Genomic DNA, 21,940 nt, shown 5'->3' on the forward strand with positions numbered 1-21,940 from the left:
CCGGCGCCGGGGAGCACTCGGCGCCGGCAGGGCCGACACGGTTCAACACCCCGCTGACTCAGGCGGTGCCACGGCCGCGGAAGGCGCGGCGGTAGTCGCGCGGGGCGACCCCGACCCGGCGGACGAAGGCGGGGCGCAGCGAGACCGCCGAGCCGAAGCCGCAGCGGGTGGCGATCTCGTCCACCGGCAGGTCGGTCTCCTCCAGCAGGCGCTGGGCCGCCAGTACCCGCTGCTCCAGCAGCCAGCGCAGCGGCGGGGTCCCGGTGGCGGCGGTGAAGTTCCGGGAGAAGGAGCGCTCCGACATGGCCGCCAGCTTCGCCAACCGGCCTACCGTCCAAGGGACTTCGAGCCCTTCGAGCACGGTGGCCCGCACCGCCGCCAGCGGGTCGTCCGCCGGGCCGCCCTCGGGCACCGGCGAGGGGATGAACTGGGCCTGCCCGCCGGCCCGGAACGGGGCGGTGACCATCGCCCGGGCGATCGCCGCCGCCGCCTGCTGGCCGTGCGCCGAGCGGACCAGGTGCAGGCAGAGGTCGATCCCGGCGGCGACCCCGGCCGAGGTCCAGATCTCACCGTCACCGGTGAACAGCACCTCAGGGTCGACCTCCACCGCCGGGTGGCGGCGGGCCAGTTCGGGGGCCAGCGCCCAGTGGGTGGTGGCCCGCCGGCCGTCCAGCAGTCCGGCCTCGGCGAGGACGAAGGCCCCGGCGCAGAGCGAGGCGATCGGCACTCCGCGCCGGTTGACGTCCCGCAGTGCGTCCAGGATCCCGGGGTCCCGTGACGCCGTCGGTTCCTCGACCCCCGGTATCACCACCAGATCGCAGTCGGCGAGCGCGGCGAGCCCGTGGTCGGGCAACCGTTCCAGGCCGCCGCCGAGCCGGGCCCGCCCGCCCTCGGGTCCGCAGACCCGCAGTTCGAAGGCGGGCGCCCCGAGCCGGGTGTTCCGGTCGGACCAGACCTCGCAGATCACGGCGTAGTCGAAGGCCCGCACACCGTCGAAGAGCAGGCATCCCACCGTACGCATGCCGAGGGGGCCGTCCGCAGTACTCATGGCAGAAATGTATCGATCACCGGCGGACGCGCCACTCACCGTCGGTGCCGGCCCGGCCACATGATGGAGCCATGACGAACACCGCTCCCTTTGACGCCCCGCTCCGGCTCGCCGACGACGCTGTGCTGATCGTGATCGACGTTCAGCAGGGCTTCGAGAACCCCGTCCTCGGCCCCCGGGACAACCCCGAGGCCGAGCAGCGCATGGCCGAGCTGCTGGACCTGTGGCAGTCCACCGGCCGGCCGATCGTGGTGGTGCAGCACCAGTCGACGGGCGGCCCGCTGGACCCCGGAACCCCCGGATACGAGCTCAAGCCCTTCGTGGCCGAGGTGAGTTCGGACCTCCACATCACCAAGAGCGTGAACAGCGCCTTCTACGGCACCCCCGACCTGCACGCCTGGCTCCAGGAGCGCGGCGCCACCCAGCTGGTGACGATCGGCATCATGACCAACGTCTGCAACGAGACCACCGCGCGGATGGGCGGCAACCTCGACTATGACGTGATCTTCCCGGTCGACGCCATGCACACCTTCGACATGGCGGGCCCGGACGGCGAGACGATCCCCGCCGCCGAACTCGCCCGTGCCACCGCCGCGTCGCTGCACAGCATGCGGTTCGCCAAGGTGGTGACCACCAAGGACGTGCTGGCGGCGGGCTCGCCCAAGTAGCGGAGCCCGGCGGGCGTCGCCGTCGAACCGGACCCCGGCGCGGGTCAGCTCGACGGCGGCGCCGGGGGCTGCCACAGGTACGGGGTGGTGGTGGCCAGCGCGGCGAAGCCGAGCCGCCCGAGGATCGGGCGGCTCTGGTCGGAGGCGTCCACCTGGAGGTAGCGGTAGCCGCGTTCGGCGGCCAGGCGGGCCCGGTGGGCGACCATGGCCCGGTAGATGCCCCGGCCGCGCCACTCCGGGAGGGTGCCACCGCCCCACAGTCCGGCGAACCCGGTGCCCGGGTAGAACTCCAGTCGCGAGGCGCACACCGGCTGCCCGCCCGCCATGGCCAGGACCACCACGAACGACTCGGGGTCCCCGGCCAGCTGACCGAGCAGCCGCTGCCGCAGCGCGGAGCCGTCCGTGCCGAAGACCTGCTCGTGGACGGCGATCGCCAGGTCGATCCCGGCCTCGTCGGTCATCGGCACCAGGCTTACGCCGGTGGGCGGTTCGGCCTCGGTGGGCAGTTCCCCGACCTCGGCCACCATCAGCGTCTCGGCGGGTTCGGGCACGAACCCGGCCGCCCGCAGCCGGTCGCCGAGGTCGGCCGGCCGGTCGTACGAGTAGTGCTTCCACTCGAACTCCACGCCCAGCGAGCCGAAGTGCCGCACCTGCGCCGCGATCGCCGCGTCGGCGGTGTCCTCGTCCAGCCCCGACCAGAGCACGGCGTTCCACGTGTGCTGCCCACCGGTCTGCCGCACCACGCCGTCCACCCGCTCGACCACGGCCCCGGGGCCGTCGGGTGCCGCATCCTGCCTCATCCGCTGGTCGAAGACCGCCAGCGTCGCATCAGTGTCCATTGACCGGTACCCCAGCACCGGACGGCGGCCGCGGCAAGTGGATTTACCCCGCGGGCACGCCGTACGGCCCCTCGGCGGCGACACCGCCGTTGTGGCACCTGGTCGGGGCGGCGGCCCGTACCGCACGGCGCGCGGGGTCCGTCCGCGCCCCGCGCCGGCTCCCGCACACCGCCTTTCACCAGCTTGGTTGCACGGCCGGGGAGTTGGACCGAAGGCCCGGACGACGCCGCCGAGGGCCGGTACGGGGCGATGCCGGACGGCGGGCCGATGGCATACGGAGCAACAGCATGCGCGCGCGGGATTGTCAACGCGGCCTCGTCGGACACCTGACACACTTCCCCCCTGTTTCCGGTCGATTCCAAGCGCGGCACTTCCTCCGCCCGGCGACCGGCGGCGAGGCGCCCGGGCGGGCGGCGGGCGGCCCCGACGTGGGCCGCTGCGAGCGGTGACCGGAATATTAGGGAATGTCTGATCTGTCAGCATGCGATCGGATGGGTCACGGTTCTGCGGCAGGGGTCGTGTGACGGCCGAAAATGTACTACCAAGCCCCCCCGGGCCGATGGTTTCCTGGCGGCCATCCCGCAATACCGCGGCAAGGGAGAGAAATATGGCTGAAGTCATCAAGATGCCGAATCCGACCCCTACGGCGTCCACGCGTCCGTGCGGTTTCGTGTCGCCGGACAAGGGAAACGCGCCGACGATCACCCCGCTCCCGAAGACGGAGACGGTCTCCGAGACCGCGACCGCGCAGGAGCCGGTGACCCAGGGCTGACCTCCTGACCGGCCGAAACGGGCATCGTCGCAGGTGGGGCCAGAGGCCCGGGCAACCTGCAGCGACCGCCCCGTTCGGCGCCGTGGCGACGGGGCCTCCCCGTCGCCACCCCCGCCCGCCCACGCCGCACCGCCGTATCGCGAGCACGTTCGATTTCTGGAGGAATTCCGCCCATGTCCGCGCCGGTCTACCAGTCCTCCCGTTACGTCCGCACCGTACGCACCGAGCAGGACCGGGATTTCTCACATTTCGGCGGCCGTCTCGGAACATTCGACGGCAGCTCCCGAACGATCGCCTTTCACTCCCTTTACGGAAATGCCCGGCTGGTCGACCGGGACACCGTGGAACTGCTCCACGAGGCCGCGGACGGGCTTCCGCTGGACCGGCTGTGGGAACGGGTCGGCCGGGAGGCCGTCGACAGCCTGATCGAGGCCCGGTACCTGGTGGCCGCCGGCCACGACGAGGCCCGCGAGATCGACGAACTCCTGGCGAGCCGCGGCGAGGCGCTCGGCAGCGGCGTGTTCCACTCCTCGATCCAGCTGGTGCTCACCAACGCGTGCAACTTCTCCTGCCAGGGCTGCTTCGCCTACAACTTCGACGGCGGCGTCGAGGAGCGCAACACCTCGGGCGAGTCCGTCAAGCCCGGGCCGGTCCTGGTCCAGCTGCGGACCACGCGCGGCGACACCGGTCCGACGCTGGCCAAGGGCGACTGGAACGAGGGCACCGACGGCCACCGCAACCCCTCCATGCACATGTCGCCCGAGGTGGCGGAGAAGACGATCCGCGAGGCGCTCGCCCTGCGCAAGGCCAACGGCGGCGGCGAGCTGACCGTCTCGTTCTTCGGCGGCGAGCCCACCCTGGCGCGCGGCACCATCCTGCACATCCTGCGGACCTTCGGCGACCGCTACGACGGCGTCCGCCTCTCCTACGACATGACCAGCAACGGCTCGCGCATCGACGACGAGCTGCTCAAGGCGCTGGCGGAGCACAAGGTGGCGACCACGGTCTCCATCGACTACCTCGTCCCCGAGACCGGGGAGTTCCGCGGCGGGCAGCAGCAGCGCACCCCCTGGCCGGTGGTGCGGAACGCGATCCTCGCCATGAAGCAGGCCGGCGTCCCGGTCAGCATCACCACCGTGCTCTCCCAGTACACCTGGGACAAGTGGGGCACCCCGCTGATCGACTTCGTCGCCGAGGCCGGGCTCGACTCGCTCGACGTCATCGTCTCCTTCCAGGCCCGCGAGTTCTTCGAGCAGCACAGCCCGCACGAGGTCGCCCAGAGGCTGCTCACCGCGGTCGACTACGGGCGTGCGCTCGGGGTCCAGCTGAGCGGCTACTGGTACCAGACCTTCCAGATGATCGTCGACGAGGCGAAGTGGGCCGCCCAGGCGGACTACAAGACCTGCCCCGCGGTCGGCCGGCAGCTGTCCATCGAGCCCAACGGAAGCGTCTTCGCCTGCAAGGCCACCGCCCGCAAGCTCGGCAGCATCGACGACTGGCGCGGCATCTTCAACTCCTCGGCCTACCGCGACTACGGCATGCGCGCCTACACCAACGGCCCGGGCTGCCAGGGCTGTGAGCTGCAGGGCACCTGCTCCGGCGGGTCGGCGGGAGCGCTGGAGGAGGAGAACGGGTCGATCCAGGTGATGTCCCCCGGCTACTGCGCCTACATGCGCGAGGTCGTCCAGGGGCTGCTGGAGCGCCACCAGGCGCAGGCCCTGTCCGCGGTCTGAGCGGCCCCCTCGACCGCGAGAGGAGCGGAACCCCATGCCGACGATCGGCCTGAACTTCGGGCACGACGGTGGCGCCGCGCTCGCCCAGCCCGGCGGCGTCCACCTCATCGAGGGCGAGCGCCAGGTGGGCCTGCGTCACGTCTGCGGCGGCAACGGTACCTTCGCCGCCGAGGTGGGCGACTGGATCGGGCACCTGGCCGCCCTCGCCGACGGACCGGTCACCGGTATCGCCGTCGCCGACTGGTACACCCCGGCCTGCCGCATCCTGCCGGGCGACCTGGTCGACCTGGTGGCCCAGGACATCGCCTGGAGCAGGCCGGGCCCCGCCCTGGCGTCCTCCGTGCTCCGCCCGCTGAAGGCCGCCGGATGGCCGCTGGCCGACGCGGCCGGCGGCGCACCGGTGACCGCCGTCCGCCACCACTACGCGCACGCCGCCCTCGCCTACTACACCTCCGGCGAGACCAGGGCCCTCACCCTCGCGCTGGACGGCACCGGGAACTTCACCGAGTGCGGCATGGTCTGCCTCGGCGACGGCGACCGCCTCGTCCCGGTCCGCTCCTTCGACAACCGCACCGGACCGCGCTTCGGGCTCGTCTACGAGGCGCTGTCCCGCCGGGTCCACGGCGGCCAGTTCGACACGGGCAAGCTGCTCGGGCTCGCCGCCACCGGCGAGGTCGACCCCGAACTGCTGCCCGTGGTCCGGGCGATGATGATCGGAGAACGGGCGCGCACCGCCGACCCGCTGTTCGTCCCGCTCGGGGCCGCCGCCCCGCTCGGCAGCGCGCTGCGCTACGAGGGCACCTGGTACGAGTACGACGAGACCTCCGGCGGCTACCTCGACGCGCTGCTCGCCGACTCCACCGACGACGACGTCGTGCACTCCTACGGCGGCGTCTTCCCCGACGAGATCCGGACCGCCTCCGGCCGCAGCGTCCTGGTCGGAACCGGCCCGGACGACGCGGTCTGCCGGGACCTCGCCGCGACGGTCCAGGCCGCCGTGGAGACGGACCTGCTGCACCTGGTGACCGGGCTGCGCGAGCAGTACCCGGACTACCCCGTGCTGTGCTACGCGGGCGGCTGCGCCCTGAACATCCTCGCCAACAGCCGTATCGCCGAGGCCGGCCTGTTCACCCGCGTCTCCATCCCCACCTGCTGCGACGACTCCGGGATCGCCCTGGGCGCCGCGCTGGCGGTGGCACACGCCGGGGACCGTCCGCGCCGGGCCGAGGACGCCGAACCGACCTTCGCCGGGCCGCCGCTGGTCCGCTCCCCGATCGGCCCCGAGCACCACCGGGAGGTCTTCCCGGCAGAGGAGGAACTCGTCGCCCACGTCGCCGAGTTGCTCGCCACCGGGCGGTCCGTCGCCTGGCTGCACGGCGGCATGGAGACGGGCCCGCGCGCCCTCGGCCACCGCTCCCTCCTGGTCTCCTCGCACTGGCCCGGCGCGCGCAAGCACGTCTCCCAGGCGATCAAGAACCGCGAGTGGTTCCGGCCGATCGCCCCGCTCTGCCCGGCCGAACTCGCGGACCGGTACTTCAGCGGGCCGCTGGAGCTGACCGACCGGATGCTCTTCGCGGTTCGGGTCCGGCCGGAGAGGGCCAAGGAGCTCGCGGAGGTCCGGCACATCGACGGAACGGCCCGGCTGCAGACCGTCACCCGTACCGGGCAGCCGCTGCTGCACCGGCTCTGCCTGGCGGTGGCCGAGCGGACCGGCATCCCGGTGCTGATCAACACCAGTGCCAACGCCGGCGGCCGGCCGATCCTCAACACCGTCGCCGAGGCGCTGGACCTGCTCACCGGCACGCCGCTGGACGCGGTCGTGCTCGTCGACGACCTCACCGTCATCTCCTGACCCGGCCCAACCCGCCGGGCCCCACCCGCTCCGCCCGCACCGAACAAGGACCCAGATGACGAGCACCCGACTCCGCGATGTCCGCAAGCAACTCCCCCTGCGCACGCTCTCGCCCTCGGACTGGGAGCAGTGGATCACCTGCGGCTACGTGATCATCCGCGAGGCCGTCCCCGAGGACAACGTCCGGCGGCTCACCGAGGCGCTGTTCGAGTTCGAGGAGATGGACCCGAAGGACCAGTCGACCTGGTACCGGCCCCGGACCGGCAACCTGCGGCTGCCCGGCCACAGCGGCCTGGTCGAGATCTACAACCACCAGGCGATGTGGGACAACCGCCAGACGCCGCGGCTGTACGACGCGTTCGTGGACATCTGGGACCGGCCCGACCTGTGGGTGGTGATCGACTTCGTCAACGTCAACCCGCCCAACCGCGGCAGCCGCGCCTTCGACGGCTTCGTCCACTGGGACGTGGACACCTCGCGCCGCCCCCTCCCGAACAGCTGCCAGGGCGTGCTGTCGATCAGCGCGGGCAATGAGGAGATCGGCGGATTCCAGTGCGTGCCCACCATCTTCGAGAAGCTGGACGACTGGCTCGCCGAACAGCGCGCCGACCGCGACCCGTTTACGCCCGACCTCGGCGACCACAAGGTCGTCGTCCCCACCGTCGACCCCGGTGACCTCATCATCTTCAACAGCCTTCTGCCGCACGGAGTTCGCCCCAACCGGTCGGCCGACCAGGTGCGAATGGCGCAGTACATCTCGATGAGCCCGGCGCTCGAGGACAATCTCGCGCTCAAGGCGAACCGTGTAAGGTTCTGGCATGACCGTGTTCCCCCGCACGAGCACGAACAACCCGGGAAATACCGGAAGTTGGAACGCGAGATGTACGGCCGTGCCGAACTGACACCGTTGGGTGAGCGGCTGCTCGGTCTGACGAGCTGGTCCGCCTGACGCGCAAGCGGCGTGTGCCACCGGCCCGGTCCGACGAGAGAGCGAGCGCAGTTGACCACCGAGAACATCCGATCCGTGCCGCGCGCGCCCGGCCTGGGGCGCCCCTTCCGCTGGCTGTGGTCATCATCGGTGGCATCGAACGCTGGTGACGGTATTTCACGGACGCTGTTACCCCTGCTGGTGGTGGCCGACCATCCGCAGCCGCTGGTGGTGTCCGGGCTGACCGCCGTCAACATGCTGCCCTGGCTGCTGTTCGCCCTGCCCGCCGGTGCGCTGGCGGACCGTCACGACCGCCGCCGCCTCCTGGTGATCAGCAACGTCGTACGGGCCGCCGCGCTCCTGGCCGCTGTCGCGGTGTTCGCCGCCGGGGCCTCCATCGCGGTGCTGTACGGGCTGGCGTTCGTCCTCGGCATCGCCGAGACGCTGGCCGAGACCGCGGCCCCGGCGATGCTCCCGGACCTGGTCCCCAAGGAGGAGCTGGAGAAGGCCAACAGCCGGCTCTTCGCTCCGCAGATCATCCTCAACGAGATGGCCGGGCCGCCGATCGCCGGCCTGCTGGCCGGGCTCGGCGCCGCGGCCGCCCTGGCCACCGGCGGAACCCTCTACGCGGTGGCGGCACTGCTGCTCACCGGCCTGGTGGTGGCCGCCCGGGGCGTGCCGCAGGCGGTGCGGCCGGCCGCCTCGGCCCCGTCCTCGATCCGGCGCGACATCCGCGCCGGTGTGCGCTACGTGGTCGGCCACACCGTACTGCTCCGCACGGTGGCCACGAGCGCGCTGTACGGGCTGGTCTACTCGGCCACCTTCTCGATGCTGGTGCTCCTCGCCTACCGGACGCTGGGACTCGACTCCACCGGGTACGGGCTGCTGCTGACGGTCGGTTCGATCGGCTCGCTGCTCGGCACCTGGGCGGTGGACCGGCTGAGCCGGCGCCTGCCCGCCGTCCCGATGGCGATCGGCTCCCTGATGCTGTCCGGGGCCGCCTACCTCACGATGGGCCTCGCCGGGAACGTGGTGCTGGTGGGCGCCGCGCTGCTGTGCAACGGCTTCTTCATGATGAGCTGGAACATCCCCGTCCTCTCGCTGCGGCAGCGGCTGACCCCGGCCGACCTCCAGGGCCGGGTGACGAGCGTGGCCCGGCTGTGCTCCTGGGGCACGATGCCCGTGGGCGCCACGCTCGGCGGGCTGCTGGCCCGCAGCACCTCCGTCACCACCGTCTTCATGGCCTCCGGGGCCCTCCTGATCGTGGGCGCCGTCGTACTGCTCGCCCCGCTGCGGTCCGTCGCGACCTCGTCCGACGCGGCGGACACGGCTGTTGCCAATCACGTTGGAACATCAGAAAGTTGAGGACATGACAGACAACCTCTACGACGCCGTCGTCGTCGGCGGTGGCCCGGCCGGGCTCAACGGCGCGCTGTACCTTGGGCGTTCGCTCCGCCGGGCCATCGTGATCGACTCGGGCGAAGCACGGAACATGGCGGCCGGGGTGATGCACAACGTCGTCACCAACGACGGGGTCGAGATCGCGGACTTCCGGGCGCGGGCCCGCAAGGAGATCTCGGCGTACGGCGTGGAGTTCCTCGACGACGAGGTGACCTCGGTCGCGCCGGACGGCGACCGGATCGTCGTCGAGACGCGGTCCGGGGCAAGGCTGCACGGCCGCACCGTCCTGTACACGGCCGGCATGCGCTCGATCCTGCCCGAGCTGCCCGGTCTCGCCGAACTGTGGGGCAAGCGGGCGTTCGAGTGTCCGTACTGCCACGCCTACGAGGTGCGCAACGGCGCCTTCGGCGTCTACGGCGGCGGCGAGCCCAGCGAGTGCCTGGCCGCCACGCTCACCCAGTGGGCGTCCTCCCTCACCTACCTCTCCGACCAGCGTGAACTTCCGGAGGAGGAGAGCAAGCACCTCGCGGCCTCGGGCATCCCGACCGTCACGGACAGGATCCTCGGCGTCTCGGAGCACCCCGACGGCGTCAGCGTGAAGTTCGCCGACGGGCGCACCCAGGAGTTCACCGCGCTGTTCATGCACACCAAGGCGGAGCCGCGGATCGCGCCGCTGCGCCCGTGGCTGGAGGCGGACGACCTGGAGGCCGTCCAGACCGACGAGCGCGGGCGCACCTCGCTGCCGCGGCTCTACGTCGCGGGCGACCTCGGCAAGAACATGCACCAGGCGGCCATGGCCGCGGCCAGCGGCGGTCTGGCCGCCATGGCCATCAACGCCGACCTGGTCCGCGAGGACCGGCCGGGCTCCCTCTACGACCTGTAGGCCGCCCAGCGGCACCCGACTTCCCTTCGGGACAAGCGGGTTGACCGCACGGGCCGATTCATCGAGCAGGCCGCCCGACCGACCGAGCCACTCGGCGGAGCGGGCCGCCGCAGCCGAGAAGGACCTCGCAACGACCCAGGGAGAGAACAGCCGTGAAGTCCCCGCGCGCGGAACTCGCGCCGCAGATGGAGCACTACAAGTTCATCCTGGAGGACCAGCCGTACATCGGCTTCTTCCAGTATGGCGACGAGAGCACCCCGGTCTACACCACCGACAGCTGCGGATTCCGCGTCTCGCACGCCGCCGACGGCCGGACGGCCGCGGTGGCGGGCGACCGCCCGCGGGGACCGGTACGACTGCTCGCCGGCAGCTCCGCCGTCTTCGGCGTCGGCGCCACCGGTGACCACGCCACCGTCTCCTCCCGGCTCGGCACCCGCTACGCGCCCACCCGACCCTGGCTGAACTTCGCCGGGCAGAGCCTGAACTCGGTGCAGGAGCTGATCCTCCTCAACCTCTTCCAGCACCACCTGGACGAGGTCGAGGAGATCGTGCTGATGTCCGGCGTCAACAACCTCGTGCTCAGCCGGCTGCCCGAGTCGCAGCAGGGCAGGCACGGCGCCTTCTTCGAGTGCGGCCCCGCACCGGAGAACGTCCCGACCCCCGAGCAGCGGATCGCCCTGGCCGGTGAGTTGACGCTGCGTCACGCCCAGGGCTGGCAGCGGTTCGCCACCGCCGTCGGCGCCCGGCTCACCTACGCCCTGCAGCCGCTCGCCCCGTGGGTGCGGGAGCGGCCCGCCCCGCAGGAGAAGTCGCTGTTCGAGGAGCTCGACGACGTCTCCAACTGGCGGCGGCTGCACAACGACATCGCGTCGATGGAGATGGGGCGCCGGTACGCGGACCTGCTGCGCGAGGGCTGCGCGGCCGCCGGGATCGGCTTCCTCGACCTCAACACCGCGCTCGGCGAGGCGGTGAGCGGGGACACCTGGCTGTTCGTGGACCGCGTCCACTGCGTCGACGCCGGGTACGACACGCTCGCGCGGGTGCTCGCCGAGCGGCTCGACCTCCGCTGATCCCGCCATGACCCCCTGCTGAGCGGAGGAGATGCGCCATGTCCCGGCTCCGACGGCTGATCCGCCGGCTGCTGCGCCGCCCGACCAAGCTCAAGCCGCAGCCCACCGACGACGCTTCGATCTACCCGATGTTCTGACCGGATGTTCCGACCCGACGCATCGACGAGGACGCCCGGCGCGCGCTGCCGCCGGCGGGAGGCGCGCATGACTCATCTGACCCTGGGGCTTTCCGCTTTCTACCACGACAGCGCGGCCGCCGTGGTCCTCGACGGTGTGCCCGTCGCGGCAGCGCAGCAGGAACGGTTCAGCCGGCGCAAGCACGACCCGTCGTTCCCCGCCCAGGCCGTCGAGTACTGCCTGAGCGCGGTCGGGGCGGAGCTCGGCGACCTGTCGGCGGTGGCGTACTACGAGGACCCGGCGCTGAAGTTCCGGCGGGTCATGACGACGTTCGGCGCGGCGGCCCCGCACGGCCTGGCCTCGTTCCAGGAGTCGTTCCCGGCCTGGCTGGGCGGCAAGCGGAACGCCGTCCGGACGGTGCGGGAGCACCTCGCGCCGGGCGGCCGGCCGGTGCCGCCCGTCGTCACCACCGAGCACCACGAGTCACACGCCGCCTCGGCCTTCTACCCGAGCCCGTTCCCCAGCGGCGCGGTGCTCTGCGTGGACGGCGTCGGGGAGTGGGCGACCACCACGCTCTGGCACGGCCGGGACACCCGGCTGCGGAAGATCGCCGAACTGCGGTTCCCGCACTCCCTGGGCCTGCTCTACTCGGCGTTCACCTACTTCTGCGGCTTCAAGGTCGACTCCGGCGAGTACAAGCTGATGGGCCTCGCCCCCTACGGGACCCCGCGCTTCGCCCCGCTGATCCGCGAACGGCTGATCGACGTCAAGCCGGACGGGACGTTCCGGCTGAACCTGCGGTACTTCGAGTACCTGCGGGGCCGCGTCATGACCGGGGCCGCCTTCGAGCGGCTCTTCGGCGGCCCCCGCCGGCTGCCCGAAGGTCCGCTCACCGAGCGGGAGTTCGACCTCGCCGCCTCGATCCAGCTGGTCACCGAGGACGTCATGGTCCGGCTGGCGCGGACCGCGCTGGAGCTCACCGGCGAACGCCGGCTCTGCCTGGCCGGCGGAGTGGCCCTCAACTGCGTGGCGAACGGCAGGATCGCCGAGCGGAGCGGGGTGGAGGAGCTGTGGGTCCAGCCGGCCGCCGGCGACGCCGGCGGCGCCCTGGGCACGGCCCTCGCCGTGGCCCACGCGCAGGGCGTCCCCCGGCCGCACCTCGGCCGGGGCCGGGACGCGATGTCCGGGGCGCTGCTGGGGCCGGAGTACGACGACGAGCGGATCGAAGCCGGGCTCGACCGGCTCGGCGCCCGCTACCGGCGCCTGGAACCTGAGGAGTTGGCGCGCACGGTGGCCGCGGCACTGGCCGACGGGAAGATCACGGGCTGGTTCCAGGGGCGGATGGAGTTCGGACCGCGTGCGCTCGGCTCCCGCTCCATCCTGGCCGATCCCCGCGACCCCGGTATGCAGTCGGAGCTCAACCTGCGCACCAAGTTCCGCGAGTCCTTCCGCCCGTTCGCCCCGGCCGTCCTCGCCGAGGACGCCAAGGACTACTTCGAACTGAGCCAGGACAGCCCCTACATGCTGCTGGTCAGCCGGGTCAGCGCCGCCCAGCGGCTGGACCACGAGGTGCCCCCCGGCGCCACCGGCCTGGACCTGCTGCGCGTTCCGCGCTCGACGATCCCGGCCGTCACGCACATCGACGGCACCGCCCGCGTCCAGACCGTCGGCCCCGACCACCCCCACCTGCGCCGGGTGCTCCAGGCCTTCAAACAGCGGACCGGCTGCCCGGTGCTGGTCAACACCTCCTTCAACGTGCGCGGGGAACCGATCGTCAACGCCCCTGAAGAGGCCTACACCTGCTTCATGCGGACCAACATCGACGCCCTCGCGATCGGCGGGTTCCTGCTGCTCAAGGAGGAGCAGCCGCCCTGGCGGGAGGACGCCGACTGGCGGTCCCACATCCCCGCCGACTGACCTCGCCGCCCGCCCCGCCCCGCCCGAGGAGGGACCCCACCGTGCGCCGCGCACTGCTCGCCGTCCTCTACTTCGCCGCCGTCACACCAGCCGGGAAGCTTCACAGGCTGATCGCCGACCCGCTGACCCTGCGCCGGGACCGGAATGCCGCCAGCTACTGGTCGTTCACCGACGGAGCGCGCCGGGGAGCGCGCTAGCCGCTTGCCGTCATGGCGCCATCTCCACCCACTGGGCGCGCCAGGTGGGTGCGGCGAAGGGATCCGCGAAGTACTGGGTCTCGTGGGCGACCTTTCCGTCGCGGAATTCCATCACACTGACGGTGAACGCCGGTTTTCCGTCGTAGTCCATCACATATTCGGTGACCCAGAGATCCCCGCTGCCGAGAATCCGGTGAATGGTGAAGCCGAGCTTGGCCGGGTGGTGCGAGCGCAGCGCCTGCAGGTTGTGGCGGCCGTGGATACGCTCACCCGACTGCGGATAATCCACGATGACGTCGTCGTGATAGATCTCGTGCTCGGTGTCCTGGTCCCCTGCGGCAGACGCCGCCCAGTGCCGATCCAGCGCCGCCCGGGTCTCCTGGTGCCCCATCGCGTTCCCTCCGATCACAGCACCGCCGGCCGGGGCCCGCATCCGGCACCCCGGCCCCTGCTGACCACCGTAACCCTGGCGGCGACAGTCGGCGCGTGCGCCGCCGGGCCGGCCGTCGGCCGGAGCCGAGCGCGCCGGGGAGGGCGCTGTGCGGAGGTCGTCGACCGTGATATTCGATGTACGGGATAACGGGAACAGTGATAATCCGGAAGTCCTGCTTTGACAGCGGATGAGTCGGCGGCCAGCATGGAAACCATCGAAACTTAATCAGTTTCTATGGCAGGGGGTGGTCCCATGACTGGGACACCCGGCAGGGTGGCACTGGTGACCGGATCCAGCAGCGGAATCGGTGCGGCCACGGCGCGACTTCTGGCCGCACGAGGAATGCGCGTGGTGGTCAACTACCTCCACAGCGGCACGGCGGCCGAGGAGGTCGTGGCCGGCATCGAGGCCGCGGGCGGCCAGGCCATGGCCGTACAGGCCGACGTACGTGAGGCAGCGGCGGTCGGGAGCATGGTCGAGCAGGTCCGGGCGGCATGGGGCGGCATCGACGTGCTCGTGCACAACGCGCTCACCCCGTACGCGGTCAAGCCGTTCCGGGAGATGACGTGGGAGGAACTCGGCGGCAAGCTCGACGACGAGATGCGTGCGGCGTTCACGGTCACCAGAGCCGTCCTGCCCGGCATGACCGAACAGGGCTGGGGCCGCATCGTCTATCTCGGCACCGGCCTCAGCCGCCGGCCCCGCGAGGGCATGATCGCCCTGGGCACGGCCAAGGCCGCACTGGCACAGTTCGCCCGGTACCTCGCCCAGGAACTGGGCCCGCTGGGCATCACGGTCAACGTCGTCGAACCCGGCCCGGTGGACGAGACCCGGACGGCGGCCGATGTGCTCGACGAGGAGCACCGGCAGCGGCAGGTGGCCGCAACCCCCTTGGGCCGCCTGGCACACCCGGACGACGTCGCCCAGGCGGTCGCCTTCTACGCCAGCGAGGACAACGCCTTCATGACCGGCACCACGGCCGCGGTCAACGGCGGGATGTCCATGTACTGACGCCCCGCTGTCCCGTCCGCCGACAGGCCGTCACCCAGGCTCAATGAGCCTCGGCGCCACAGGCCTTGGCGGCGGACCCACGGCACGCGGCACGCGCATGACGGTGACACGATCAAGGAAGAGCATTCATGCACACGATCGATCTCGCCTACGTCGGGCGGGGCCTGCACGAGGAACTGGCCGCCTACATCGCCGACCAGCAGGGCTACTACGCCGACGAGGGCGTCCACGTCGCGCTGCACGACGGGTGCTCCTGGGACGAGGAGCGGCTGCGCCGCTGTGCCACCATCGGGCTCGGCCGGGCACTGCTGTCCCGGCTGGCCAACGGCATCCCCTGGGTCGCACTCAACGTCAACACCCACCGCCCGCTGTTCTGGTTCCTCGCCCGCCCCGGCCTGACCCACCTGACCGACCTGGCCGGCCGACGACTGGCGGTGCACGCCCCCCGCACCGCCCCCGGGTGCTTCGCCCGCATCGTGCTGCGCCGGGCCGGCCTCGACCCGGACCGCGACCTCCACAGCATCGTCCGCCCGCCCGGCGACTACGGCATGGACCTGCGCTGGCTGCACGACGGCAGGGTCGACGCCGCCCTGGTCGGCAGCACCATGGCACCGGAGGCGATAGCCGCCGAGCACGGCTGGCAGGTGCCGGCCTGGGTCGGCGACCACTTCCGGATCCCCACCGTGGGCCTGGCCGTCGACCCCACCCACATCCCCCCGGACGACCCCGCGGTCCAGGCCGTCGTACGAGCCCACCGGCGCGCCCTGCAGGTGATCCACGACGATCCCGACACCACGGTGCGCCACATGCTGACGTTCCTCGGCCGACACACCGAGGACGAAGCCCGAGCCCACTACGAGACGTTCATCGCACCGTACTTCACCACCGACGGCCAAGCCGACCTCGCCATCGGCGCCTCCGCGATCACCGCGGTCGCCGCCGAACTCGGCATCCCCGCCACCGTCACCGCGGCCGAGTTCTACCGCACCGCGACCACCATGCCGTAGCCATCGGCAAGCCTGTCAGCCGCTCACATCGAAGGCCTGATCCTGGGCGGCGATCACCAGGCAATGGAGTTCGAGCCCCAGGCGTGGAAAATATCTGATCTGACGCCATATCGTACCGCAGTGAGCCGGGACGGCCGAAAGAGTGAATGACTAAGCCACCAAGGCGTTTCGTTTACGAATCACTGCCATAGCGGCCTGTACTTTTCATGCCTACGGGGTCGCTGTGCACTCCTGCGCCAACCCGTCCCCCTTCGACTCGCCAAGCGGAGGACACAGGAGCGGCCGCCTCCCGGAGTGCAACCGCTTCCCGGCGCGGACCCCGTGGACCGCCCGGGGACGCAGTACCGGCCGACCGCCGGGCCTCCGGTCGCACTCCCGAGTGCCGGCGGACACGGCCGAGCACATCCACCGACTCAACCCCCCTTCGAGGAATCAGGAGGATTCCCATGGCCGTGACCGGCCTCCAGGTGCTTGAGGGAAACGATGCCAAGCCGCCGAACGGATGGCTGAAGATCGAAACCGACCTGAACAAGGGCGCCGGCGGGGCATTCCTCTGGCTCGCATATGAGCAGGACGGACAGGATCATCCCGTCGACGACATCTACTTCGCCCTCGGCAAGGGAGCTCAGCCGAAGCCCGGTTACAAGATGATCGAGACCGACCTGAACAAGGGCGCCAAGGGCGAATTCATCTACCTCTGCTTCTCGCAGAATTCCGACCGGGCCCCTCTTGAGCAGCTTGAGGTGATCGCGGGCGACGTGGAAGCCATCCCGCCCCCCAATGGCTTCGAGAAGATCAACGTCAACCTCAACAAGGACACCAAGGGGAAGTTCGTCTTCCTCTGCCACAGGTAGAGACCGGCCGTCCGAAGCGAACGGAGGGAACGAATATGGCTGTCACCGGACTGACGGTACTGCGGGATGCGGAGGAGCCGCTCCCCGGGTGGGTGAAGGACAAGAACAACCTCAACGAGGGGACATCGGGCACACGCCTCTACTTTGCCTCGGAGAGGGACGGGAAGGAGGCTCCGCTCACTGACGTCCAGTTCATCCGCATGGAGCACGGAATCCCGCCGGCCGGCTACGAGAAGAATTCGACCGACCTGAACGAGGGGGCCGGCGGACGGACGATCTACACCTGCTACACCCGCGACCCCCTCCGGGGCACGGCGATCGAGGACATCTACGTACTCGCGTCAGATCAGCGGGACACTGACTGCCTCCCTGAGAACTACTTCAAAATCCCGGTCGACCTCAACGAGGGCGCCCACGGCAAGTTCATCTACCTCTGCTATCTGGCCAGTTGAGACGACGACGGAAAAGGACGGCCAATGCCCGGTCATGTGACGGATCTCAATGTCATCGTCGGGAAGGTCCAGCCCCCCGACGGGTGGGCCAGGATCGGAGTGGACCTCAACTCGGGTGCCGACGCGCCGTATCTGTGCTTTGCCCTGGAGCGGGACGGCGACCAGCTCCCCCTCACCGACATCGTCTTCATGTCCTCCCGGACGCAACTCCCGGATGCCGGATACACCAGGATCCCGGTCGATCTGAACCTGGGCACGGCGAAGGGCCGCCCGATCTACGCGTGTTTCACGCGGGACCCGAGCCGTGGCAGCCCCATCGAGGAGCTGACGGTGATCTGGTCGTCGTCCGAGAACCCGCCGGTCCCTTCCGGATACCGCAAGCTTCCGCAGGACCTCAACGAAGGGGCCGGCGGGGACTACGTCTACCTGGCACGCATGCCCGGGTAGCCACGATCCCCCCTCCCCCACGCGCCGCCGAGCGCCGGTGCGAGCCCATCAGCACAGGAGAGGAAGACGCGCATGCCCATTGACAACGAGGGGAATCTGCCGGCCGCGGTCTACCGCGCCCTGGAACTGCCGCCTCCTCCCGGAGGCATGGAGGCGATCAAGCACGTGGTGCTCCTGATGCAGGAGAACCGCTCGTTCGACCACTACTTCGCCGATCTGCCCGGCGTACGCGGCTTCGGCGACCGCAACGCGGTCCGGCTGCCCACCGGACGCGGCATCTTCGACCAGCCCTACGGCGACCCCGGCAAGGGCCACGCCATCCGCCCGTTCCTGCTGCCCAGCGACGGCTCCGGCGACGAGAGCATCGACCACACCTGGGAGACCGGTCACCAGGCGTGGAGCAGCGGCTGGTACGACGACTGGGTCGAGGCCAAGAAGAGCGACGGCCGCGGACGCGGCGACACGATGGGGTACTACGGCGTGCAGGGCGTACCCATCTACCGCGAGTTGGCCGACAGATTCACCATCTGCGACGCCTATCACAGCTCGGTGCTCAGCGAGACCACGTCCAACCGGAACTACTGGTTCTCCGGATACGGCGGTTACGAGCCCGACGGAACCCGCGTGACGGGAGCAGAGGCTCACAACAGCCGCGAGAACACGGACGACGCCTACCAGTGGACCAGCTATCCGGAGTGGCTCGATGCCAACGGGAAGACCTGGAAGGTCTACCAGCAGTGGGACAACTTCTACGACAACAACCTGGAGTTCCATGCCGAGTTCAAGCGGATCTTCCGCGCGCTCCTGAAGGACGCCGGACTCCCCGCGCCCTACCAGAGCCTGTTCGACTTCTACGAGTACCTGCAGGGGAACAAGAAGGACGACAAGCCGACCCCGCAGCAGGTGGAGGACTGGCTTGCCGCCCTTGAGCGGCAGGTGGCCAAGCTTCCGGAACCGGACCGCCAGTTGTACGAGCGAGGACTGCGCCGGCACCGGACCGAAGAGAGGCACGAGAAGGACACACCCAGAGGATTCGTACAGGCGTTCCTGGACGACATCAAGGCGAAGAAGCTTCCCCAGGTCTCCTACCTGGTGGCCGCCGCCAGGGACACCGAGCACCCTGACAACCCCCCGGGCCCCGGACAGGAGGTGGTGTACCAGGTGCTGAAGGCCATTGCCGAGGACCCGGAGATCTGGAAGTCGACCGTCCTCCTCCTCAGCTACGACGAGAACGACGGCCTCTTCGACCACGTGCCGCCGCCCGTGCCCCCTGCGGGGATCAATGACGAACTGGTCGACGGGGTGCCCATCGGCCTCGGGGCGCGGGTGCCCCTGATCGTGGTGTCCCCGTGGAGCACCGGCGGGTACGTCTGCTCGCAGGTGTTCGACCACACCTCCCAGGTGCGGTTTCTGGAGCAGTGGCTGGGGGTGCGACAGCCGTGGATCAGCCGGTGGCGGCGTACCGTCGCCGGGGACCTCACCTCGGCGTTCGAGTTCAACCACGACCCCACCGCACAGCAGGTCGTGCCACCCGGCCGCCGCAAGGCCCGCCCGCTGCCCTACCAGGTGGACGCCGACGGTACGTGGAACACCGGCAGGCGGTCGTTCACGGTGCGGATGACCAACACGGGCAAGGCCAGTGCGCATCTGACGGTCTATCCGTACGCGGGCGAGTACCCAAATCCCCTGCATCTGGATGTGCTCGGAGCCCACCAGGAGGACATCCCCACTGGCAAGGGGCGGTACGACTTCACCCTCACCGGGCCCAACGGATTCCGCCGTGAGTTCGCGGGCAAGGCCGACGGCCCCGCCGCGGATGTCCGGGTCTCCTCGGCCCTGAGCGCCGAGCCGCGACAGCTGGAGATCCATGTGGTCAACGGCTCCGCCGCGCCTGTGACGCTCACTCTCACTCCGCTCGCGTACGCGGCGTCCCTCGATCCCGAGCGGCGGACCGTCCAGCCCGGTGGCGAGGAGAGGTTCACCTGGAAGACGGAAGACGCCTCCGGCTGGTACGACCTCCAGGTCTCGATCACCGAGGATCCCGGGTTCCACCGACGTCTCATGGGACACATCGAGAACGGGGCGGTGAGCCTGAGCGGGTGAGCATCACCATGACTCGACGCGCCGTCACCGAGGCAGGGGTGTTCCCGCTCCGAGGGCTGGTGAAGGCGCCCCGACATATGCGGCCCGCCCGTCGGGACAGGCCGGCCGCACGCGGAGGCCCGGGCGATCACGGACGACCGAGGTGAGGCTGCCGAGCGTTCACCACTTCGGGTGAACTCCGGCAGAAGTCAATTCCGCATACGCACTAGCTGCTGAGAGCACGTCTAGCCTCACCCGAGACGGCGAGCGTTCCGCTCCGCCCCCATGACAAGGCCCGACCGCCCGGCCGAGTGCCGGCGTACCGGTCGGCCGCAACTCGAGGAGACACTCCATGGCCGTCACGAACATCACCATCCTGGAAGGCAACGAGCCGACCCCGTCCGGCTGGGAGAAGGACTCGCACGATCTGAACGAGGGGGCCAAGGGGTCCTACCTGTACCTCGCCTACGAGCTGAACGGGAGCGGGAGCTCCATCACCGACCTCTACGTCCTCGACAACTCGGACACCCCGCCGCCCGGTTACGAGAAGATCAACGTCGACCTCAACAAGGGGGCGCACGGCGACTACCTCTACCTCTGCTTCTCCCGGAAGGGCTCGACGCCCATCCAGGACCTTGCCGTGGTCAGCGCCAGCGACCCGAACCCGAACCCCCCGAGCGGCTACAAGCGCATCGACACGGACCTGAACAAGGGAGCCGGCGGGAAGTACATCTACCTCTGTTACAAGAACTGACCGGCAGGCAGTCGCTCCGGCCCGCGTGGGGTGGTCTCCAGCTTCGGGAGACCACCCCACGCGTGTTCCCCCTCAGCCGCCGATGCTCGCGCGGCCGCTCTCGATACGGATGAACGGAAGTGACGTATGGCCCCCAGGTTTCCGCTGGTCGAGAGCTTCTTCGGGGCGATTCCTCCAAGACGGTGGAAGGGGTTCGCGAGAATTCCGCGCAGGGCTGTCGGCCTGGCCGCAGCCGTCGTGGTCGCATCGCCCCTGGCTCCGGTTTCCCTCGCCGCTCCGCAGGTCCTGGAGCGCTGCCCGACCCTCGACAGCCGTCTGACCTGGTACGGGGACAACCTTCACCGCCTCCAGGAGTTCGTCGACGCCTTCGGCAGCTGCGCCCGGCCCGGTCGGCATCCCCTGGCGGTGTTCGACTGGGACAACACCATGGTCAAGAACGATGTCGGCGACGCCACCACCGCCTGGTTGCTGCGCAACGGCAAGGTGCGCCAACCCGAGCGCAAGGACTGGTCGACGACCAGCCGCTATCTCACCCCTGCGGCGACCGCCGCGCTGAGCGCGGCCTGTGGGGATGCCGCCGATCCCGGAGAGGCACTGCCCACCGGTACCGACACCCGGTGCGCGGACGAGATCCTGTCCGTGTACAGCGAGGGCACCACCACCGGCCGGCAGGCCGCTTTCGCAGGCTTCGACCACCGGCGCATCGAACCGTCCCTGGCCTGGGCGGCTCAGCTCCTCGCCGGCTGCACCCCCGGCGAGGTCACGGCGTTCGCCGAGGAGGCCCGCCGGGAAAGCCTCGCCGCTCCCGTCGGTTCCACCGAGACGGTCGGTTCCCGTCGTGTCACCGCGTGGGTGCGCTACTACGACCGGATGCGTGATCTGACGGGTGCACTGCGGCGGGCCGGCTTCGACGTCAGAATCGTCTCCGCCTCCGCCGAACCGGTGGTGCGGGTGTGGGCCGCGGGCCTGGGTATCGCCGCCGAGAAGGTGATCGGCATCCGCAACCAGACCTACGCGGGCAGGTTGACGTCCCATCTGGCGAGCTGTGGTGACGCCGAGCCCGATTCCGTGATCCCGTACATCGACGGCAAACGCTGCTTCATCAACCAGGAGATCCTCAAGATCACCGGCGGCGGCGCCTTCGACCGGGCGCCCGACGGAGAGCGGCAGGTCTTCGCGGCGGGAGACTCCGACACGGATGTCACCTTCGTGGGAGACGCGACGGGGCTTCGCCTCGTCATCAACCGCAACTACGCCGAGTTGATGTGCCACGCCTACGCCGACAGTGACCGGACATGGCTGGTGAATCCGATGTTCATCGAGCCCCTGCCGGCCAGGACCTCGCTCTACCCCTGCTCCACCACCGCCTACACCCGTCCGGACGGAACGAAAGGCCCGGTCCTCGACGACCACGGCGCCGTGATCCCCGACCAGGCCGACACCGTGTACTGACGTGAACTGCCGTGCGGCGTACG

At 70.3% G+C, this 21,940-nt stretch carries 21 protein-coding genes; 18 read left to right on the forward strand and 3 right to left on the reverse strand.

Features of this window, described 5'->3' with window-relative positions:
- Nucleotides 1–58: 58 nt before the first annotated feature.
- A complete protein-coding gene (locus ACSMTC_RS12015; protein WP_436559664.1) occupies nt 59–1,048 on the reverse strand; it encodes a GlxA family transcriptional regulator in 990 nt (329 codons plus the stop codon).
- A 71-nt stretch (nt 1,049–1,119) separates the two neighbouring features.
- Between ACSMTC_RS12015 and ACSMTC_RS12020 the strand changes: the two genes are divergently transcribed.
- Nucleotides 1,120–1,716 carry a cysteine hydrolase family protein gene (locus tag ACSMTC_RS12020; protein WP_436559665.1) on the forward strand — a complete coding sequence of 199 codons (597 nt, stop codon included), beginning with the start codon at nt 1,120–1,122 and terminating at the stop codon, nt 1,714–1,716.
- 44 nt (nt 1,717–1,760) lie between these two features.
- Here ACSMTC_RS12020 and ACSMTC_RS12025 read toward each other — a convergent pair whose 3' ends face one another.
- Nucleotides 1,761–2,555, reverse strand: a complete 795-nt coding sequence (locus tag ACSMTC_RS12025; protein ID WP_436559666.1) for a GNAT family N-acetyltransferase — start codon at nt 2,553–2,555, stop codon at nt 1,761–1,763.
- 607 nt (nt 2,556–3,162) lie between these two features.
- On the opposite strand from ACSMTC_RS12025, the gene ACSMTC_RS12030 reads away from it, so the two are divergent.
- The 9 genes from ACSMTC_RS12030 to ACSMTC_RS12070 all read left to right on the forward strand — a co-directional run bounded on the left by ACSMTC_RS12030 (nt 3,163) and on the right by ACSMTC_RS12070 (nt 13,425).
- Nucleotides 3,163–3,327: a hypothetical protein gene (locus ACSMTC_RS12030; protein WP_436559667.1), complete on the forward strand. Its 165-nt coding sequence runs from the start codon at nt 3,163–3,165 to the stop codon at nt 3,325–3,327.
- 173 nt (nt 3,328–3,500) lie between these two features.
- On the forward strand, nt 3,501–5,060 hold the full coding sequence (locus ACSMTC_RS12035; protein ID WP_436559668.1) for a radical SAM protein: 1,560 nt from the start codon (nt 3,501–3,503) through the stop codon (nt 5,058–5,060).
- Between the two features lie 34 nt (nt 5,061–5,094).
- A complete protein-coding gene (locus ACSMTC_RS12040; protein WP_436559669.1) occupies nt 5,095–6,912 on the forward strand; it encodes a carbamoyltransferase C-terminal domain-containing protein in 1,818 nt (605 codons plus the stop codon).
- A 55-nt stretch (nt 6,913–6,967) separates the two neighbouring features.
- Nucleotides 6,968–7,861, forward strand: coding sequence for a phytanoyl-CoA dioxygenase family protein (locus tag ACSMTC_RS12045; protein WP_436559670.1), 894 nt, complete (start codon nt 6,968–6,970; stop codon nt 7,859–7,861).
- Nucleotides 7,862–7,936: 75 nt separating this feature from the next.
- Nucleotides 7,937–9,205, forward strand: coding sequence for an MFS transporter (locus ACSMTC_RS12050; protein WP_436564659.1), 1,269 nt, complete (start codon nt 7,937–7,939; stop codon nt 9,203–9,205).
- 4 nt (nt 9,206–9,209) lie between these two features.
- A complete protein-coding gene (locus ACSMTC_RS12055; RefSeq protein ID WP_436559671.1) occupies nt 9,210–10,124 on the forward strand; it encodes an NAD(P)/FAD-dependent oxidoreductase in 915 nt (304 codons plus the stop codon).
- A gap of 152 nt (nt 10,125–10,276) precedes the next feature.
- Nucleotides 10,277–11,194, forward strand: a complete 918-nt coding sequence (locus ACSMTC_RS12060; protein WP_436559672.1) for an Inducer of phenazine A — start codon at nt 10,277–10,279, stop codon at nt 11,192–11,194.
- A gap of 204 nt (nt 11,195–11,398) precedes the next feature.
- Nucleotides 11,399–13,228, forward strand: coding sequence for a carbamoyltransferase family protein (locus tag ACSMTC_RS12065; RefSeq protein ID WP_436559673.1), 1,830 nt, complete (start codon nt 11,399–11,401; stop codon nt 13,226–13,228).
- 41 nt (nt 13,229–13,269) lie between these two features.
- On the forward strand, nt 13,270–13,425 hold the full coding sequence (locus ACSMTC_RS12070; RefSeq protein WP_436559674.1) for a hypothetical protein: 156 nt from the start codon (nt 13,270–13,272) through the stop codon (nt 13,423–13,425).
- Between the two features lie 10 nt (nt 13,426–13,435).
- On the opposite strand, the gene ACSMTC_RS12075 is transcribed toward ACSMTC_RS12070, so the two are convergent.
- The gene (locus ACSMTC_RS12075) at nt 13,436–13,816 is read right to left on the reverse strand and encodes a nuclear transport factor 2 family protein (protein ID WP_436559675.1); all 381 of its coding nucleotides are present in this window, start codon (nt 13,814–13,816) and stop codon (nt 13,436–13,438) included.
- Nucleotides 13,817–14,110: 294 nt separating this feature from the next.
- Here ACSMTC_RS12075 and ACSMTC_RS12080 point away from each other — a divergent pair, with 294 nt between their 5' ends.
- The 8 genes from ACSMTC_RS12080 to ACSMTC_RS12115 all read left to right on the forward strand — a co-directional run bounded on the left by ACSMTC_RS12080 (nt 14,111) and on the right by ACSMTC_RS12115 (nt 21,917).
- A complete protein-coding gene (locus tag ACSMTC_RS12080) occupies nt 14,111–14,869 on the forward strand; it encodes an SDR family NAD(P)-dependent oxidoreductase (RefSeq protein ID WP_436559676.1) in 759 nt (252 codons plus the stop codon).
- Nucleotides 14,870–14,997: 128 nt separating this feature from the next.
- Nucleotides 14,998–15,876, forward strand: a complete 879-nt coding sequence (locus ACSMTC_RS12085) for an ABC transporter substrate-binding protein (RefSeq protein ID WP_436559677.1) — start codon at nt 14,998–15,000, stop codon at nt 15,874–15,876.
- A 446-nt stretch (nt 15,877–16,322) separates the two neighbouring features.
- On the forward strand, nt 16,323–16,730 hold the full coding sequence (locus ACSMTC_RS12090; RefSeq protein ID WP_436559678.1) for a hypothetical protein: 408 nt from the start codon (nt 16,323–16,325) through the stop codon (nt 16,728–16,730).
- 35 nt (nt 16,731–16,765) lie between these two features.
- A complete protein-coding gene (locus tag ACSMTC_RS12095; RefSeq protein WP_436559679.1) occupies nt 16,766–17,182 on the forward strand; it encodes a hypothetical protein in 417 nt (138 codons plus the stop codon).
- Nucleotides 17,183–17,218: 36 nt separating this feature from the next.
- Entirely contained in the window at nt 17,219–17,629 is a 411-nt protein-coding gene (locus ACSMTC_RS12100; RefSeq protein WP_436559680.1) for a hypothetical protein, read from the forward strand.
- A 72-nt stretch (nt 17,630–17,701) separates the two neighbouring features.
- A complete protein-coding gene (locus ACSMTC_RS12105; RefSeq protein ID WP_436559681.1) occupies nt 17,702–19,732 on the forward strand; it encodes an alkaline phosphatase family protein in 2,031 nt (676 codons plus the stop codon).
- Nucleotides 19,733–20,063: 331 nt separating this feature from the next.
- Nucleotides 20,064–20,465 carry an MVB12 family protein gene (locus ACSMTC_RS12110; RefSeq protein ID WP_436559682.1) on the forward strand — a complete coding sequence of 134 codons (402 nt, stop codon included), beginning with the start codon at nt 20,064–20,066 and terminating at the stop codon, nt 20,463–20,465.
- Between the two features lie 237 nt (nt 20,466–20,702).
- Nucleotides 20,703–21,917, forward strand: a complete 1,215-nt coding sequence (locus ACSMTC_RS12115; RefSeq protein ID WP_436559683.1) for an HAD family hydrolase — start codon at nt 20,703–20,705, stop codon at nt 21,915–21,917.
- Nucleotides 21,918–21,940: the final 23 nt, after the last annotated feature.

Source organism: Kitasatospora sp. HPM-01-4 (assembly GCF_051374625.1).
GTDB lineage: Bacteria > Actinomycetota > Actinomycetes > Streptomycetales > Streptomycetaceae > Kitasatospora.